Here is a 16,128-nt window from a genome sequence, read left to right on the forward strand (position 1 = left end):
TCAATGCTAAAGTCCCTACCCATTTCATCCATCCTCGTCGCCGACCGCGCCCGCCCGGTTGATCTGGAGCACGCTGCGGCAATCGCCGGCTCCATGGTCGATCGCGGCCTGATCAACCCCATCACAGTGCGCGCTACGCCAGCCGCCCAGGGCGGGAAAACGCCCTATACATTGGTTGCTGGCGGCCATCGTCTTGAAGCCGCCCGCATGAACGGCTGGGAGGAAATAGAGGCGATCGTGGTCTCCGCCGATGCTGCCGAGGCGCAGCTGATCGAGATCTCCGAGAACCTGTTTCGCAACGATCTGTCGGCCCTAGATCGCGCCATCTTCGTGATGAAGTTCCGCGAAATCTACGAGGACAAGCACGGCAAGATAGAGCGCGGTGGCGACCGGAAATCAAAGGACAACGATTGCCCTTTGATTTTTGCACCCGGCAAGGAGCTTTCCGAGCGGGTTCAAGAGCGCCTCGGCATCGGCGCAAGCACCTACAAAAATGTGACGAGGATCGGCCAGAAGCTGCATCCGATGCTGCGCAACTCACTGCGCGGCACTGAGTATGAAAACGACCAAAAGCAGCTGCTGAAGCTCGCCGGCTTGCCCGAGGCCGAGCAGACCGGCATTGCCGCCGCGCTCAAATTCGAGCCGGACCTGAAGAAGGTCATGGGAATGGACAAGCCGGCAAAGCCGGCTGCCCCCGAGGACCAAGCCAGCATCCTCAAGAAGCTGATCGCAGCCTGGGAGAAGGCGAGCGACGAAACCCGCAACGAATTCCTTGAGCACATGGGCCTCTCCGATCGCGGAGATCCGTTGATGCGTGAGATTATGGAGGACGCGGCATGAAGCGCGATCACACCCAGCTCGACTTCTTCCTTGAGCCCGTTTTTCCTGTCCGTGACCCGGCCCAGAAACTCGACCTCGACCGTTACCGCACGAAGCTGAAGCGTGCGATGGCGCGGGCTATCCGAGAGTGCCCCTATGACAGGCCGACCATCGCCGCGCGCATGGCACAGTATCTCGGCCTGCCGTCGATCAACAAGGCGACGCTTGACGCCTACACGGCGGAAAGCAAGGCGCACGACATCACCATGCCGCGCTTTGCGGCACTGGCGCACGCCACCGACGCCTTGTGGCTCTGGGACGAGGCCGCGTCCCTGCAGGGCGTGACGATGCTGATCGGCGAGGAGGCCGTGTTGGCGGAAATCGCGTTTTGCCGCCAGGAGCAAAAGCGGATCTCGGCCCAGCTGAAGCGGCTGACCGCCCGGCCCATCCGCATCCAATCGCGGAGGAAAGGCTGATGGACGGCTGGTTCACGCTCGACGCCCTGTTTGATCTGCGCCTGCCCGGCATGCCGACCAGCCTGTCGAGCCTGAAGCGGCTGGCAAACGACGGCAACTGGCGCCAACGCGAGGGCCAGGCCCGTCAGGTTGCGACCAGCACGAAACCCGCGTGGCAGTATCACCAGTCGCTGCTGCCGGGTCTTGCACAGGCGAAGCTCGCACAGATCGCGCAGCGGGACGCCACCCTGGCGGAAACGCGCGAGAAGCGCCGGGCTCTTTACTGGAAAACATTCCAGGCGATGACCGACGAACACCGGCAGATCGCGCACCAGCGCCACGCGTTGATAATCACGGCCGAGGACGCCCTAGCAAAGCGGGAGCTTGCCGGTTCGGTGGCGTCCGTCGAAGAGACCCTGGCACCTGTCCTGCGCAAGTTCGGGGTTTCTTCGTCGACCTACTATGAGCTGCGAAAGAAGCTTACCTCGGTCGCTCGGGAAGACTGGCTGCCAGCGCTCGCGCCGGCCTATGCCGAAAGCGGCACCGTTGCCAACACCGCGCCATGCCATGAGTTGGCGTGGTCGGCTCTCAAGTCCGATTACCTTCGGTCGGAAAAGCCGACCTTCTCGTCGTGCTACCGGCGCATGAAAGAAGCCGCCAAAAAGCACAACTGGGCGCCAATACCCGAGGAGCGCACGCTACGCCGTCGGATGGAGGCGGAAGTGCCGCGTGCGGTCCAGATCCTGACCCGCGAAGGTCGCAAGCGCGCCGAGCAGCTCTACCCCAGCCAGATCCGCACCAAGACGCACCTGCACGCGATGGAGATTACCAACACCGACGGTCACAAGCTCGACCTGTTTGTGCAGGTTCCTTGGAAGTCCGCCGAGGCGACGGATAAGGTGACCGATCGCGTTATCCTGCTCGGGATCCAGGATATCTATTCCGGCAAAATCCTGTCATGGCGGCTTTGCGAGGCCGAGACGTGGGATGTCGTGCGCGCCTGCGTCGGCGACATGGTCGAAGACCACGGCATCCCGGACCATCTCTACATGGACAACGGCCGGGCCTTCGCCTCGAAGCTGATCTCAGGCGGTGCGACCAGCCGCAATCGGTTCAAGAAGATCGAAAACGAGGTCGCCGGCCTTCTGAAGACGCTCGATATCGAGCCGCATTTCACCAAGCCCTATTCCGGCCAGTCCAAGCCGATCGAGCGCGCCTGGAAAGACCTTGCCGAGGAGATTTCCAAGCATCCGGCCATGTCCGGCGCCTACACCGGCAACAAACCCGAAAACAAGCCCGAGAACTATCGCAGCTGGGCCGTCCCGCTCGACGTCCTGGAACGCCATGTTGCCGAGCGGATCGCCGAGCACAATGCGCGCACCGGGCGCAGATCCGAGACGGCCAAGGGTCGAAGCTTCGACGAAACGTTCGCGGAGAGCATGCGCCATCCCGCCACCATCGTTCGTAGGGCGACGGAAGCACAACGCTCACTCTGGATGCTGGCAGCCAAGGTTCTGAAAACGCGAGCCCGCAACGGCGAAATCCACTTCCAGAAGAATGTCTACTGGGCTCCGGAACTCAACGAATGGATGGGCCAGCACCTCACGGTCCGTTTCGACCCTGACAAGCTGCACCAGCCGGTGAAGGTCTATGACCCTGAAGGCCGCTTCATCTGCGAAGCACCTTGCACCGAGAAGGCCGGATACAACGAGCAAGCCAAGGCTGCCCGTCATGAGCGGAACCGCCGCGCCCTGGTCAAGCTCAACAAGACGAAGGCCAAACTGCACAAGCAGATGTCGGCCGCCCAGCTCGGCGAGCTTTATGCCGCCGACCCGCCGGAAAAGCCGGAGCCCATCCGTCCCACGATCACCCGCATCGTCACCGGAAACCTCGCGATCGAGCAGGAAACCGACGTGATGTCGCAAGACGAATACGAGGCCGGCATCGCGCGCGGTCTTTCCCTGATTTCGGGCGACAGCTCGATCATCCCATTCCCGAAAGGGGATCGGCCGGCAGGTAGTGCGTCCGGCCGTAAAAGCAGAGCCGAAACGTAGTGAGTACGGTTCCCACAAAAAAATGGGGCGGGTCCACGAAACCCGCCCATCCAAAACCTGAATAGGAACCTTTTTGAATGCTTGATATCCTGAATGCAATACCTGCTACCTGGGACTTGCCCGAACCGGCAGAAAAATTCGTCGCGAAGCACTCCGCAGACGAAGTCGCGACGTGGGAACGCCTTCGCGAGGGCGTAGCCAACCAGGCAGCCAAGAACGGCTGGACGAAAGCGGAAACCGGCCGGCGCATCGGCATGGCGGAAAGCTCTTTTTCCCAGTGGCTTTCCGGGACGCTTCTCGGCGTTCTCGAAAATCAGAACGCCCAGGTGCGCCGGTGGCTGGATGCTCTTGAGGAAAGCGCGGCAGTAGAAGCCGCGATGCCTGAGGGGCCGCATTTCCTGCGGACGCTGGCCGCGCGCGAAGTCCACTCCACGCTGTTGCTTGCCCAAACCATGACCGGTTTCGTCACCATCACGTTGGCGGCCGGACGCGGCAAAACCACCGCGTGCAGAGAATACCAGCGGGTCAAGCCGCATGTGCACATGGTCACCCTCAATCCCAAAGTGAAGACCGTGCATGGCGTCATGAGCCTCCTTTCGCGAAAGCTCGGTGTTCGAGTTTTCAACCCGGCCGATCTGGTCGACATGGTCGGCGAGCGGCTGTCTTCATCGGGGGACCGCGCCCTCTTGATCATTGACGAAGCGCAGCACGCCGACGCGGAGAGCGTCAACCAGCTCCGCTACTTCTCCGACAATTACCGCGTCGGCCTTGCCCTTGTCGGGAACGAGGAGGTGCGCAAGCGGATGACGCAGGCCGCGCAGCAGACTTCCAGCCGCGACCAGATCCTGAGCCGGATCGATAAGAACCTGAAGCGCGATCCCGGCCGCGAGGCAGATGTGCGCACGTTTATCGACGCCTGGAACATCCAGGACCCATCCTGCGTCAAGCTCCTGTTCGGCATCGGGCTCAAGGGTGGCGCGCTCCGGCAGATCGACCGCACCGTCAAGATGGCCTGCTTGGCGACCCAAAGGCCAGCCTCCGAGTTGGAGCGAAAGCACCTGGAAGCCGCCTGGAACAATCGCGAAGTGGAGGAAGTGTGATGCGCGCCAGCACACTTCCGAGCGAGCACCTGGACGCGATTGTGCGGGAGTTGAGCCCATTTTGCGGCGGCGACGAAGTCAGCATGCCTGGCGACGATTTCGACAGCCTGGTCGAACGGTTGTCGGCCGTCCGCAAGATGATGAACGTGATCGAGCGCGAGCTTGGTGCTCTTCGGCTCGCCGAGGCTGCCCGCGAAGGCCGGAAGATTGTCGACCAGCTTGCCGGCGACCAGTTGCACAGCATGGTCACCGACCCCGAGGGCAAGGTCATTTGGCCCGACTTCGGCGGGAGGAAGTGATGGTTCCCGAGATCATCGACGACTTGCGCAAGGCATACGAGCCCTTCGAAAAAGATGGCGTCCATCTTGAGCCGGGTCACGTCCGCGTCTTGCTGTTGATGCTCGGTTTTCTGGCGACCGAATGGCGCAACATGGAACTGCGCCTCAACGGCGGCGTCATCCTCATTGATCCCAACAGCAACGTCGTCCCGCTCAAGCAGCCCTCGCCCGGTTCCAATCCGGGCGGTGGCGCCGCGTAACCATCCCCGAAAACAGGAACTTTCCCAATGCAAGCAGTTATTCTCGAAGAAATCGCCGAGACGGGTATCGTCAAGGTCAGCGGGCGCGACTACATGCCCGACGCCAAGGGCAACCTCGTCCCGGTCGAACTCATCAAGCCGGCCGACAAGCTGCAGGACGAAGTGGTCCGCAAGATCATGGCTTTCGCTGTCGATTTGAGCGCGCAGATCGCCCGCTTCCTCGGCCACACCATGACCGACCTCGGCGAGTTCGATGCTCTCCTTGCCCAGGAGTACAAAACCAAGGTCGGCGGCGCGAAAGGCAACCGGACCTATCAGACTTTCGATGGCCTCATGAAGGTGCAGGTCTCGGTCTCGGAGTTCATCGACTTTGGCCCGGAGCTACAGATCGCCAAGACAAAGCTCGACGAAGTGCTGAACGAATGGTCGGCCGACGCACGCCCGGAAATCCGCGCGATCATCACGCGGGCGTTCAACACCGACAAGGAAGGCCAGGTGAGCCGCTCGGATATCTTCACATTGCTGCGCCTCGATATCGAGGACGAGCGCTGGCTAGACGCGATGCGAGCCATCCGTGACGCGATGCGCGTCACCGGCTCGAAAGAGTACGTCCGCTTTTACCAACGCGCCAAGATCACCCAATCGTGGCAGCCGGTGACCATCGACCTGGCAAAGGCCAAGGCAGGTGCAGCATGAACGGCCTTGCTCTACAAAGCGCCCGCGTCGCTCGGCTCTATGCCGAAATGCGCTGCCCCGCCTGCGGTAGCAAGCGGAATGGCTCGGCTACGCTCGAAGAGCGGTTGACCGTCTATTTCGACTGCGGAGCCATATTTGCGTGCGATAGCGGTCTCCCAATCGTGGCGCACGTACCGTGCCCTGGCCCGTCGCAGGTTGCAGCGGCCGCGCTGGATCGCGAGGCCCGCGGCGAAATCGCCCCGCGCAGGCACCTGCCGTTGGTCCTGGACGAAGACTGGTTGGCAGCTTTCGCAACGTGGAACCTCGCCACCTTCGGCCCTGGCAAGCGCACGGCCGGGACCATCGACCACATCAAGAAGGAGCTGCGCGAGATCGAGGCGGACCCCGACGACGCGAAGGAATGGGTGGACATCGTTCTCCTCGGCCTCAACGGCTTGGTGCGCCAAGGACGGTCCCCTGCCGAAGTCATCGGCGCCATTCGCGGAAAGGACACGGAGAACCGGACGCGCCGGTGGCCCGATTGGCGGACCACCGATCCAAATCTGGCGATTGAGCATGACCGCTCATCTGCCATGATTTGCGACCCCGACATGGCCGGAGTGCGGCCATGACGCGAACCATCCATACTACCGTTCGCGAATACGAAGAGCTACTTGCAGCCGAGTTTCGCCGCGACGGGCACCACGTCGAAGATGTCGGCGGCAACATCGTTGCTACCATCGTGGTGTTCGCTGACGACGGCGAGCCGCGTGGCCGGCAGATCGACCTTTCGCGTTATGCCCAAGCCATCGAGAGGAAGTTGTCATGAGCGGCATCTTCCTCACCGACACCTGCCGCCTGAAATCCTACTCAGCTTCCACCAAGGGCGCGAGATCCACCATCAAGATCGAGATCGATGTCGCCGACCATCGCGATCTCGGTTTCGTCTTGCGCGAGCTGGCCGAGATCGAAGCCGAGCAAAACGCGAAGGAAAAGGCGCAGCGCAAGCCGGCCGCCGCCAAGGCTGCCCGGCCGCTCGCACTTCCTAGCCCGCTTCTGCAACTCCCCTACTACGACGAGGAAGGACCGGCCGAATGACAATCGTTGATCTCCAGCAGGTCAAAGACCAGCGCGAGGGGCCTGACGCCGACTGCCTTCTGCGCGACCATTTGGGCCGGCCCATGGGCCTGTTCGGCTTCGAGTACGTGGTCGACGGCCGGAAATGGTCGTTCCACCTCGAAGCCTACTCCCACGACGACGCAGAGAAGCACATCGAGACCATCCGCCAGGGCGTCACTTTCCTCGGCCAGCTCAGCCGCACCGGCTCATATTGAAGGGATGCACCGATGAAGAGCATCGCAGCAATCCACGTAGCAAAGAAGCACTTCGGCCTGGACGACGACACCTACCAGGCGAAGCTCCAGCGCATCACCGGCAAGACATCGACGAAGGACATGACGGAGGGCGAGCGCCAGCAGGTGCTCACCGTGTTCCGCAATGAAGGTTTCGAGCCGGCGCCGAGCGCGGCTCGTCCGAATGGTCGCGCCAAGCTCACCGGCCGATACGCCGGCAAGCTGCAGGCGCTCTGGATCGCCTGTTACAATCTCGGGATCGTCGGGAACCGCGACGACGCCGCGCTGCTCGCCTTCGTCAAACGCCAGACCGGCATTGACCACGTTCGCTTCCTGAAGTTCGCCGACGATGCGGCGAAAGCGATCGAGGCGCTCAAGGGCTGGATGGCCCGAGAAGGCGGCGTCGTCTGGTCGAATGTCGAGGCCCTCGCAAACTACGATCGCGCGGACGGTTACAAGATCGCCTGGGCGCAGTGGCGCAAGCTCTACCGACCAGCCACGAGCACGTTGGCATTCCGCATGGCAGTAACTGACCTGACCGGAGTGCCCGCCGACCAATGCACGGCAAAAGACTGGATCGCTGTCATGAACGCCCTTGGCGAACGTATCCGGGCGGCAAAAAGTAACGGGGAAGCCAGAAGATGAACCGAACCGTCCGCGTCACAGATCATGCCATCCTGCAGTACCTCCAGCGCGCGCACGGTCTCGACGTGGACGCGGTTCGCCGGCACATGGCCGGGCTCGCCACCACCGCCCACGAACTTGGAGCGATCGGCGTTGTCGTCGAGAATGTGAAGCTCCGCCTTGAGGCAGGCGTCTGCATTTCCGTGCTTGAGCGTCGTTGGCCGTCGCGCCATCCGGAACGAGGCGAGCCATGAAGAGCCTCCCGCTGTTTGATACGAGCAGACTTGCCTTGATCAAAGCGGAGCGTGAAGCGCTTTTGAAGCGTCTTCAAAGGGTCCGCATGGACGCCCATTCGCGGATCCGCGTTCAGCAGAAAGTCGCACTTCTGACGGCAGAGCAGGTTCGTCTCGAATTGGCCCTTGACGGAGTGGTGCGCCGATGACCAGCACCCTTCCCGGTTTGCTCGGCGATATCGCCGATATCGTCGGCCCTGAGGTCGCCTTGGCGATTGCTCAAAGCCATGGCGGCACGCGCGTCGCGATCCCTCCTCGTGCCGAGCCCGGCCACTGGCTGACGGAACTCGTCGGCGAAGAAGTTGCCGACAAGATCTGCCGTGGCCTTGCTATTCTTGAAGATGGCCGGCTCAAGGGTGTTCGCAGCGAGGTCATTCCGCTCGGCCCCTCGTCGGTTCTAAAGCAGGCGCGTCGCCGCGCGCACCAAGCTTTGACGAACGGTGCCAGCGCCCGAGAAGCGGCCCGGCATTCAGGCTTGCACGAGCGCACGATTTGGCGCATGAAAGCAAAGACGGACGACGACCAAGGCTCGTTGTTCTAGTTCGCTGACAGGTGTCAGCCCGCACCCCTTCCCCACTGTACGCATAGTCGCCCCAGATCAACGGCCCGCTTTGGCTGCCTTCGACTGGGGCTTTTTCATGAACTTTGACGAATGGGTTATCGCGCGCCTGCGGGCGCACGGCGCATACTCCGGTGTCGTTGATGCCGTGCCGGGCCGCCAGATGTTTGCCGCGATCAAGCGCTTCCAGCAGGCTGGCAACCTTCCCATTACGGGTCTCGCTGACAACGATACGGTCAAGGCGCTTCGCATCGAGCCGAAGTCGATCCCCCAAAGTCCCCTGGTCGTCTACTCGCGCGGCGTGAATGCGCCGGCCGAACCGGTCTGGATGCGCGAGGCGCGGCGGTTCATGGGTCTCAAGGAGATCGCAGGACCGGCTTCGAACAGCACGATCATGGGCTGGGCGAAACGCCTCGGCAGTTGGGTGGCGGGCTTCTACACCAATGACGACATTCCTTGGTGTGGCCTCGCTCTCGCGCACTGGATCAGCTTCACGCTCCCCGATGAGCCGTTGCCGGCGAACTATCTGTCCGCGCTCGCCTGGAAGAAGTTCGGCCAGGTGCTCGATACGCCATCGCGCGGCGCGATCCTCGTTTTCGAACGTCCCGGCGGCGGTCACGTCGGCCTCTATGTTGGCGAAGACGCCACGCATCTCCACGTTCTCGGCGGCAATCAGTCGAACTCTGTTTCGATCACCCGCATCGCCAAGACGCGGCTGGTCGGGATCCAGTGGCCGACGAGCGGCGGACAGCCGATCGGTGGTCGGGTGATGCTCTCGCCATCCGGCGCTGTCTCCCGCGACGAGGCCTGACATGCAGAAGCCCGGTTACGGTCTGACCCGCCAAGCCTTTTGGATCTCTTTCATTCTTGCCTGGCTGGTCATCGGCGCGATCGTCGCCGGCGGGCTTCGCGGTTCGCGCGAGGCGGTCGATCTCGCGGGCATCACCGTCCCGAGCATGATCGCGCTGATTGCGGCCTTGCTCGGTATCCATCGTGCCTTCGGTTCTATGGACTATCGTTCGGCGGCGGCGAACCTGCCGCGCGACCAGCCGAGCGACGGGCTGGGAGAAGTCCGATGACGGCGCTGCTTTCGAAGGCCGCAGCGCCGTTCGTCATCGCCGGGTTGTTGTTCGTGGCTGGCTTTGGCCTTTGGGCCTTTGCCGCATCCCAAACAAACCGCCTCGCCGAACGTGTCAGGGCCGAGGCCCGCGCCGAGCGCGACAGTCATTGGACAGCCGAGATCGAGCGCGCCAACGCCCACGCGGCCAGACGCATCGCCGACCAGGCACGCGAGGCCCTGCGCGTCGAATCCGTTACGAACGAACGCATCCGCGCAGCCGAACAGAAACAAGTCGAACTGGAGAAGAAGAATGCGGCTTTGCCGAATGGCGATCGTTGCGGCCTTGACCGCGATCGTGTCCGCCTGCTCCCCCGCTGATCCGAAGCCGGTGATCCGCACCGAGATCCTGCGTCCTGTTGTTTCTCAAAGCGCCCGGCAGCCTTGCGCGGAACCGGTCGGCGTGCCCGATCGGGAATTGACGGCAAGCGAGGTCACGTCCGGCTGGAGTGCGGATCGGACCTCGCTTGTGGCCTGTGAGCAGCGCCGTGCCGCAGCGGTCGCCGCCATTGATGGAGCGGCGCCGTGAACTTCGGAAACTCTCAGTTCGACCTTGCCGAACAGCGTGCTGAAGAGGAGCGCGAAGCCAGCATCGCCGCCGCGTCTCGCTCGCTTCAACAGGCGGGTGCGATCCATTGCGAAGATTGCTCCATCGAGATCCCACCGAAACGCCGCGCCGCTCTTCCGTCCGCAACGCGTTGCGTCCGATGCCAGCAACACCATGAAAGACCAGCGGGGAAACGGCAGTGATGGTGGAGACCTTGAAGTCCTGGCTTGGCCTGCTGTCGCTCATCATCTCGGTCGGCATTGCCCTTTGGACGATCATTTCGTCGGGGTCGAAGCAGACCGCGAACGAGCTGGCCGAGTTCAAAAAGACGGATGCGTCCGAGAAGAAGGCGCTGATGGAGGCCGTCCAGGCGCTCGGTCAGCGCACCCAAACGCTGGAAAGCGAACTCAAACACCTTCCTGACCGCGAGACCACGCACCGCATGGAACTCGCGATGATGGAAATCAACGGAAAACTCAATGTGATGGCGGAACGGCTGAAGCCGATCGAGGCGATCGGCGAACGTCTGCAAGAAGCTTTGCTGGAGAAGGCACGGACATGAGCGGTCTCGACTTTGATTACTCCCGGATCATGCGCGAGGAAGCGCGTCTGATCATCTTGCGGGCGTTGTCCGAACAGAACAACGAAAGCCTCAACAGCTCCATGCTGGAGCCCGTCCTAGCACGCTTCGCCATCATCCAGGATCGCCCCTGGATCCACGGCGAGCTGGAGTATCTTCGCAACATGGGCGCGGTCCTGGTCACCGAAGCCGGCAGCGTCAAGATCGCGACACTGACCGAACTCGGCCGCCGGCACGTTGATCGGCTGGTGGCGATCGAGGGCGTGAAGCGCCCCTCGCGGCCGGGAGCCTGACGATGCGCGGCCGGTTGTCGGGGATCGAGCAGCTCCCGGAAGAGTGTTCCGAGATCGTCGCCTGGGCCGCACAAGCGCTCCAGGAGCGTGACCGATCGCAGACGGACATCTATCAGGAGTTTCACGCGCGCCTTGAAGCCTTGCAAACAGAGTTCCGAGGGGAACTCGATTTCCGCATTCCGAGCTTCTCCGCGTTCAATCGCTATAGCATCAAGCTGGCAGCGATGACGCAACGCCTGCAGCAGACCCGCGAGATCGCGACGACGCTGGCCAAGAGCTGGGACATCGAGGCATCCGACAATCTGACGCTGATTGCGGCCGAAGCGCTGAAGACCCTCGTCTTCGAACTGCTGTCCTCGAAGGGTGAGGCAGGTATCGATCCGAAGGGTGCGATGGCACTCGCCAATGCGCTGCGCGCTGCCGCTCAGGCACAGGGCATCTCGACCGCCCGGCGCCAGAAGATCGAAACCGAGTTTGCCGAAAACGCCAAGCAGGCGGTCGCCCAGGTGCAGAAGGCCAAGGGGCTTTCAGCAGACGCGGCCGAAGAAATCCTGTCGAAGATCCTCGGGGTCAAAACGTCATGACGGCCCCGATTACTGCAGCACAATGGGCCGAGGCCCGGCGAACCGCCACAGAGGTTCTGCCGGGCCTCGTCAAAGAAGTCGGTCTTCCCAAAGCGCTGCTGTCCTACCAGGGGCGCGCGATCGAGCTGCTGGAAAGCACCGCCTGCCGCGTGCTGTTCATCGAGAAGAGCCGGCGCATCGGCCTGACCTTCGGCTTTGCGGCCTACGCGGCATTGCGCGCCGGCCGGTCGAAAGCCGCCGGCGGCATGGACGTGATGTACATCTCCTATTCTCAGGAGATGACGCGCGAGTTCATCGACGCCTGCGCCATGTGGGCACGCGCCTATTCCGATGCAGCGCTCGCAGTCGACGAGTTCCTGTTCGACGACAGCGACACGGATGGGGAGCGGTCGATCCAGGCGTTCCGCATCCGCTTCGCTTCCGGCTTCGAGATCCTCGCGCTCTCGTCCGCGCCGCGCACGCTTCGCGGTAAGCAGGGCGTGGTCATGATCGACGAAGCCGCCTTCGTCGACAGCCTGCCGGAGCTTCTGAAGGCGGCACTCGCCTTCCTGATGTGGGGCGGCCAGGTCGTTGTTTGCTCGACCCATGACGGAACCGAGAACGAGTTCAACAAGCAGATCCAGGCGATCCTTGCCGGCCGGTCGAAGTACAGCCACTTGCGCATCGATTTCGACCAGGCGCTGAAGGAAGGCCTGTACGAGCGCATCTGCCTGGTCAACGGGAAGGAATGGACGCCGGAGGGCGAAGCCGCCTGGCGACAGGAGATCATCGACTTCTACGGCGACGGCGCCGACGAAGAACTATTCTGCATCCCGACGGCCGGCTCGGGTGCCTGGCTGCCGGCGCCGTTGATCGAAGCCCGCATGACGATCGAGGCGCCGATCATCCGATTGGAGTTGCCGCTCGACTACCTGCACCGACCCCGGCTCGAGCGAGCACTCCTCATGACGACAGTGCTCAGCGAACTGGGCGCGGCACTAAAAACGCTTGATCGCTCAAAGCGGCATGCTCTCGGTTTCGACTTCGCCCGCGTTGCCGACTTGTCGGTTGCCACGCTGCTCTCGATCGACAGGCTGCTGAAGCGGGAAGAGGCGTTGACGCTTGAGATGCGCAATGTCCCAGGCGACGAGCAGAAGCTGCTCATCCGCATGATCCTCGAAGCCGCGCCGCGACTGGTCGGCGCGGCCTTCGACGCCACCGGCATGGGTTGGACCGTCGCCGAAGATATGGGACGCCGCTTCGGTTTACGGACCCCGGAGTACCCCGCTGGCCTGGTCGAAGCGATCAAGTTCTCCCAGGACTGGTACCGCTTCAACATGCCGCCGTTAAAAACAGCCTTCGAAGACGAAGGCGCGATCGCGCTTGCGAAGGACGACGAGCACTTGACCGATCTGCGGATCGTCAAGGTCATTTCAGGCGTGCCGCGCGTGCCAGACGTTCGGACCGGCGAAGGGTCCAAGAAACGCCACGGCGACTTCGCCATCGCACTCGCCCTGGCTCACTACGCCAGCCGCCATCAATGGACCGAATACGACTATCTGTCGGTCAAGGATCTGAACCGGGAGATGGTCGGCCACAACGGTGGTCCGTCGCTCGATGACGACGACAGCGACGACTACGGGAGAAAACATTGGTAAGCACGCGCACATCAACGATCCTTGGCCCGGACGGAAACCCGATCGTGGTCAAGGTTCTCTCAGAGGAAATCGCCGCGCCGACCGTCGCCGGCGTGCGCCGCACCCACGAAGATCGTGTCGCCTCCGGCCTGACGCCCGAGCGACTAGGCACGATCCTGCGTGAGGCAGCGCGGGGCGAGGCGAGAAACTATCTGACGCTCGCCGAGGAAATGGAGGAGCGCTATCTCCACTATGCGTCGCAGCTTCAGACGCGTCGGCTAGCGATCGCGGGCGTCGATCCGACGATCGAAGCCAATGGCGCCGACAGCAAGATCGTCGATGCCGTCACCGAGCTGGTCAGCGACGACGGCTTCGACGATGCTCTCGGCAACCTCACCGATGGTATCTCGAAGGGCTATGCCGTCGTCGAAATGATGTGGGAGTATGAGCGCAAGGCGCTGCGGCCGGTGCAGTACATCGAGCGCGACCCACGCTTCTTCCAGCTCGATCGACTGAGCCTGCGGGAACTGCGCCTGGCCGTCGATGGCTCGATCGAGGGCGAGCCGCTGCCAGAGGCGAAGTTCCTGCGCCACCTTCCCCGCACGAAGATGGGCCTGCCGCTTCGCCGCGGAATGGCCCGACCGGCAGCATGGGCCTATCTTATCCAGCAGTTCACCCTGCAGGATTGGGCGGCCTTCTCCGAGGTCTACGGGATGCCGCTGCGCGTCGGCAAGTACAACGCCAACGCCAGCCCGACCGACAAGAGAACGCTGCTAAAAGCGGTTGCCTCGATCGCCAACGACGCCGCCGCCATCATCCCGCAGGGCATGGACATCGAGTTCCATGAAGTGAGCGGCAACAACGGCGCCGCAGTCTTCGGCGGCTTGCTGGAATACATCGACAAGCAGATCTCGAAGCTCGTCGTCGGCCAGACCATGACATCGGACGACGGTTCGTCGCTCGGCCAGGCCAAGATCCACAACGAGGTGCGGCTCGACATCCTGCGCGCGGATGGCAAGCAGCTCGGCCGCACGGCCAACCGCGACCTGATCAGACCCTTCGTCGATCTCAACTATGGACCGCAGGAACACTATCCAAGCGTCCAGCTCCTCGTGCCCGATCCGGAAGACGTCGCTGCCCTGACCGAGGCGGTCAGCAAGATGATGCCGTTCGGCCTGCGCGTGAAGCAATCGGAGATCCGCGAGAAGATCGGCCTGTCCGATCCCGGCGACGATGACGAGCTGCTCGTGCAGCCAGGCCAGACCCCGCCGCCAGCGGCCGCGCCCAGCAAAGGACCCGCCCCCAAGGACGCACCCGTCACCGACGAACGCAAATCGAAGACCGCCGCGCTGTCGGCGATTGTCTCCGACCACAAGCGCGCCTGCCGGTGCGGCGCCTGCGTTGCGCTGCTGGCGGCCGACGCCGGTGCGCCGGACGCGCTCGACCAGGTCGATGCGCTCTTCGCCGAGGCGTTGGATGATTGGGAAGCCATGGCGACGCCGATCGTGCAGCCCATCGTTGACGTGATCGAGACTGCCGGCAGCTTTGAAGACGCCTTGAAGCTCCTTCAAGCGGCCGGCCCCGACGCTTCGAAGATGGCCGAACGTCTCGCACGCTTGACGGCGATCGGACGCGGCATCGGCGATATCGCGGACTGACGATGGCCGAGATCCGAAAAGGTTTCGCGCCGCCGCCCGAGGTGACCTCCTACTTCGCCGGCAAGTCGCTGCGGCCGGCCTTCTCCTGGCTCGACGTGTGGGCGGAGGAACACGCCTACGCCTTCACCGTTGCCAAGGCGACCGAGGCCGAGCTGCTCGGCGCGTTCAAAACGTCGATCGACGATGCGATCAAAACCGGCAAGGGTTTCGAAACCTGGAAGGCCGAGGCGTGGAAAGAGTTGACCAGGCTCGGCTGGTGGGGGCCGCGCATGGTTGCCGACCCCTCCGGCCGCGATCCGGACCGCATGGTGAACTTCGCGTCCGACCGCCGGCTGAAAACGATCTTCTGGTCGAACCTCAACAGCGCCCGATCGGCGGGCCAGTGGGAGCGCGCCCAGCGGACGAAGAATGCGCTGCCCTATATTCTTTACGTCCGCACGACATCGGGCGATCCCCGGCCTGAGCATCTCGCCTGGGTCGGCATCATCTTGCCAGTCGATCATCCGTTCTGGAAAACACATTGGCCGCCGAACGGCTGGATGTGCAAATGCCAGGTGCGGCAGATCTCGGCGCGCGAGGCCGAGCAGCTCCTCGGCCGAGAACCGAAGGAAGGCGGCATCATCTACCGGAACACGCCACCGGATCTCGGGCCGGACATTCAACACCGCAATCGGCGCACTGGAGAGATCACCTCGGTACCGCAGGGCATCGATCCCGGCTGGCACACCAATCCCGGCCTGGCCCGCGCCTCTACCCTGATCCGCAGCTTTGAAGAGCGCTTGCCGTCGATCCCGCCGGAGAAGGCGACGGCCGCGCTGACCGAGCTATGGTCCGATCCCTATTTGCGCCTGGCGCCACGCCTGCCGGAGAAGGTGTGGCTTCCGGCCGGCGTCAATACGGCGCTGGCGAAAGAGTTGGGCGCCACATCGCCTGTCGTTTCTGTGACCAGCGAAGCGATCGCCGAGCGGATGCAGCGGCACAAGATGTCGATCGAGGATTTCGCAGTGCTGCCGCAGGTGCTTTCTGAGGGGCTAATCCTGCCTGACCTCGCCGGCAAGGCAAACACGCGAACGGTGATCGTGAAGATGGGCAAGGCCCTCTGGCGCACGTTCGTCTCGGTATCCGCCAATGGTTACTTGCGCGCCAATTCCCTGCATCAGAAAACCGACAGCGAACTCCGGCGCCAGTTGCAGCGGGCGGGTATCAGGTGGCCGTTCGGGGAATGAAGCGTGGCAGGGAGGGACCGCCCCCGGCAAGTCGCCGG

At 63.0% G+C, this 16,128-nt stretch carries 25 protein-coding genes; 24 read left to right on the forward strand and 1 reads right to left on the reverse strand.

The annotated features are described in order from the left end of the window. Positions 1-3 precede the first annotated feature (3 nt). The 17 genes from BC363_RS01950 to BC363_RS34105 all read left to right on the forward strand — a co-directional run bounded on the left by BC363_RS01950 (position 4) and on the right by BC363_RS34105 (position 9,907). Positions 4-840: a ParB N-terminal domain-containing protein gene (locus BC363_RS01950; RefSeq protein ID WP_065786535.1), complete on the forward strand. Its 837-nt coding sequence runs from the start codon at positions 4-6 to the stop codon at positions 838-840. Further along, positions 837-1,295, forward strand: a complete 459-nt coding sequence (locus BC363_RS01955; RefSeq protein WP_065786534.1) for a hypothetical protein — start codon at positions 837-839, stop codon at positions 1,293-1,295. Before BC363_RS01950 ends, BC363_RS01955 begins: the two co-directional genes overlap by 4 nt. Then, the gene (locus BC363_RS01960; RefSeq protein ID WP_083223724.1) at positions 1,295-3,328 is read left to right on the forward strand and encodes a transposase domain-containing protein; all 2,034 of its coding nucleotides are present in this window, start codon (positions 1,295-1,297) and stop codon (positions 3,326-3,328) included. The genes BC363_RS01955 and BC363_RS01960 overlap by 1 nt, the downstream gene beginning before the upstream one ends. Positions 3,329-3,405: 77 nt before the next feature. Next, entirely contained in the window at positions 3,406-4,428 is a 1,023-nt protein-coding gene (locus tag BC363_RS01965; RefSeq protein ID WP_065786531.1) for an AAA family ATPase, read from the forward strand. Beyond that, positions 4,428-4,727, forward strand: a complete 300-nt coding sequence (locus BC363_RS01970) for a hypothetical protein (RefSeq protein WP_065786524.1) — start codon at positions 4,428-4,430, stop codon at positions 4,725-4,727. The genes BC363_RS01965 and BC363_RS01970 overlap by 1 nt, the downstream gene beginning before the upstream one ends. Then, complete coding sequence (locus tag BC363_RS01975) at positions 4,727-4,966, forward strand: hypothetical protein (protein ID WP_065786522.1); 240 nt, start codon at positions 4,727-4,729, stop codon at positions 4,964-4,966. Before BC363_RS01970 ends, BC363_RS01975 begins: the two co-directional genes overlap by 1 nt. Before the next feature lie 27 nt (positions 4,967-4,993). Further along, a complete protein-coding gene (locus BC363_RS01980; protein WP_065786521.1) occupies positions 4,994-5,662 on the forward strand; it encodes a DUF3164 family protein in 669 nt (222 codons plus the stop codon). Further along, the gene (locus BC363_RS33165; protein WP_244519782.1) at positions 5,659-6,273 is read left to right on the forward strand and encodes a dATP/dGTP pyrophosphohydrolase domain-containing protein; all 615 of its coding nucleotides are present in this window, start codon (positions 5,659-5,661) and stop codon (positions 6,271-6,273) included. Before BC363_RS01980 ends, BC363_RS33165 begins: the two co-directional genes overlap by 4 nt. After that, positions 6,270-6,470, forward strand: coding sequence for a hypothetical protein (locus BC363_RS01990; RefSeq protein ID WP_065786519.1), 201 nt, complete (start codon positions 6,270-6,272; stop codon positions 6,468-6,470). The genes BC363_RS33165 and BC363_RS01990 overlap by 4 nt, the downstream gene beginning before the upstream one ends. Continuing rightward, positions 6,467-6,739, forward strand: coding sequence for a hypothetical protein (locus BC363_RS01995; protein WP_065786517.1), 273 nt, complete (start codon positions 6,467-6,469; stop codon positions 6,737-6,739). Before BC363_RS01990 ends, BC363_RS01995 begins: the two co-directional genes overlap by 4 nt. After that, a complete protein-coding gene (locus BC363_RS02000) occupies positions 6,736-6,975 on the forward strand; it encodes a hypothetical protein (RefSeq protein ID WP_065786513.1) in 240 nt (79 codons plus the stop codon). The genes BC363_RS01995 and BC363_RS02000 overlap by 4 nt, the downstream gene beginning before the upstream one ends. Positions 6,976-6,987: 12 nt before the next feature. Next, positions 6,988-7,638 carry a regulatory protein GemA gene (locus BC363_RS02005; RefSeq protein WP_065786511.1) on the forward strand — a complete coding sequence of 217 codons (651 nt, stop codon included), beginning with the start codon at positions 6,988-6,990 and terminating at the stop codon, positions 7,636-7,638. Next, positions 7,635-7,871, forward strand: coding sequence for a hypothetical protein (locus BC363_RS02010; RefSeq protein ID WP_065786510.1), 237 nt, complete (start codon positions 7,635-7,637; stop codon positions 7,869-7,871). The genes BC363_RS02005 and BC363_RS02010 overlap by 4 nt, the downstream gene beginning before the upstream one ends. Before the next feature lie 184 nt (positions 7,872-8,055). Next, complete coding sequence (locus BC363_RS02020; protein ID WP_065786507.1) at positions 8,056-8,451, forward strand: hypothetical protein; 396 nt, start codon at positions 8,056-8,058, stop codon at positions 8,449-8,451. Between the two features lie 97 nt (positions 8,452-8,548). Continuing rightward, a complete protein-coding gene (locus tag BC363_RS02025; RefSeq protein ID WP_065787006.1) occupies positions 8,549-9,280 on the forward strand; it encodes a TIGR02594 family protein in 732 nt (243 codons plus the stop codon). Position 9,281: 1 nt separating this feature from the next. Next, positions 9,282-9,548 (forward strand): NAD(P)+ transhydrogenase beta chain, encoded by a 267-nt coding sequence (locus BC363_RS02030; RefSeq protein WP_065786505.1) that lies wholly within the window; start codon positions 9,282-9,284, stop codon positions 9,546-9,548. Further along, positions 9,545-9,907 carry a hypothetical protein gene (locus tag BC363_RS34105; RefSeq protein ID WP_065786504.1) on the forward strand — a complete coding sequence of 121 codons (363 nt, stop codon included), beginning with the start codon at positions 9,545-9,547 and terminating at the stop codon, positions 9,905-9,907. Before BC363_RS02030 ends, BC363_RS34105 begins: the two co-directional genes overlap by 4 nt. Before the next feature lie 45 nt (positions 9,908-9,952). Here BC363_RS34105 and BC363_RS35275 read toward each other — a convergent pair whose 3' ends face one another. After that, positions 9,953-10,222 carry a hypothetical protein gene (locus BC363_RS35275; protein WP_065786502.1) on the reverse strand — a complete coding sequence of 90 codons (270 nt, stop codon included), beginning with the start codon at positions 10,220-10,222 and terminating at the stop codon, positions 9,953-9,955. A gap of 21 nt (positions 10,223-10,243) precedes the next feature. Between BC363_RS35275 and BC363_RS35755 the strand changes: the two genes are divergently transcribed. The 7 genes from BC363_RS35755 to BC363_RS02070 are packed head-to-tail and all read left to right on the forward strand — an operon-like array spanning position 10,244 to position 16,090. Further along, positions 10,244-10,336, forward strand: coding sequence for a TraR/DksA C4-type zinc finger protein (locus tag BC363_RS35755; protein WP_244519791.1), 93 nt, complete (start codon positions 10,244-10,246; stop codon positions 10,334-10,336). Continuing rightward, the gene (locus tag BC363_RS02045) at positions 10,336-10,695 is read left to right on the forward strand and encodes a DUF2730 family protein (protein WP_065786500.1); all 360 of its coding nucleotides are present in this window, start codon (positions 10,336-10,338) and stop codon (positions 10,693-10,695) included. The genes BC363_RS35755 and BC363_RS02045 overlap by 1 nt, the downstream gene beginning before the upstream one ends. Beyond that, positions 10,692-11,006, forward strand: a complete 315-nt coding sequence (locus tag BC363_RS02050; protein ID WP_065786498.1) for a hypothetical protein — start codon at positions 10,692-10,694, stop codon at positions 11,004-11,006. Before BC363_RS02045 ends, BC363_RS02050 begins: the two co-directional genes overlap by 4 nt. Positions 11,007-11,008: 2 nt before the next feature. Beyond that, positions 11,009-11,590 carry a DUF3486 family protein gene (locus BC363_RS02055; RefSeq protein WP_065786496.1) on the forward strand — a complete coding sequence of 194 codons (582 nt, stop codon included), beginning with the start codon at positions 11,009-11,011 and terminating at the stop codon, positions 11,588-11,590. After that, positions 11,587-13,227 carry a hypothetical protein gene (locus tag BC363_RS02060; protein WP_065786494.1) on the forward strand — a complete coding sequence of 547 codons (1,641 nt, stop codon included), beginning with the start codon at positions 11,587-11,589 and terminating at the stop codon, positions 13,225-13,227. The genes BC363_RS02055 and BC363_RS02060 overlap by 4 nt, the downstream gene beginning before the upstream one ends. Further along, a complete protein-coding gene (locus BC363_RS02065; RefSeq protein ID WP_065786492.1) occupies positions 13,221-14,864 on the forward strand; it encodes a DUF935 domain-containing protein in 1,644 nt (547 codons plus the stop codon). Before BC363_RS02060 ends, BC363_RS02065 begins: the two co-directional genes overlap by 7 nt. Positions 14,865-14,866: 2 nt before the next feature. Continuing rightward, on the forward strand, positions 14,867-16,090 hold the full coding sequence (locus tag BC363_RS02070; RefSeq protein ID WP_065786490.1) for a phage minor head protein: 1,224 nt from the start codon (positions 14,867-14,869) through the stop codon (positions 16,088-16,090). Positions 16,091-16,128 lie beyond the last annotated feature (38 nt).

The sequence above is a fragment of the Ensifer sp. LC384 genome (assembly GCF_001695865.1).
Classification (GTDB): domain Bacteria; phylum Pseudomonadota; class Alphaproteobacteria; order Rhizobiales; family Rhizobiaceae; genus Ensifer.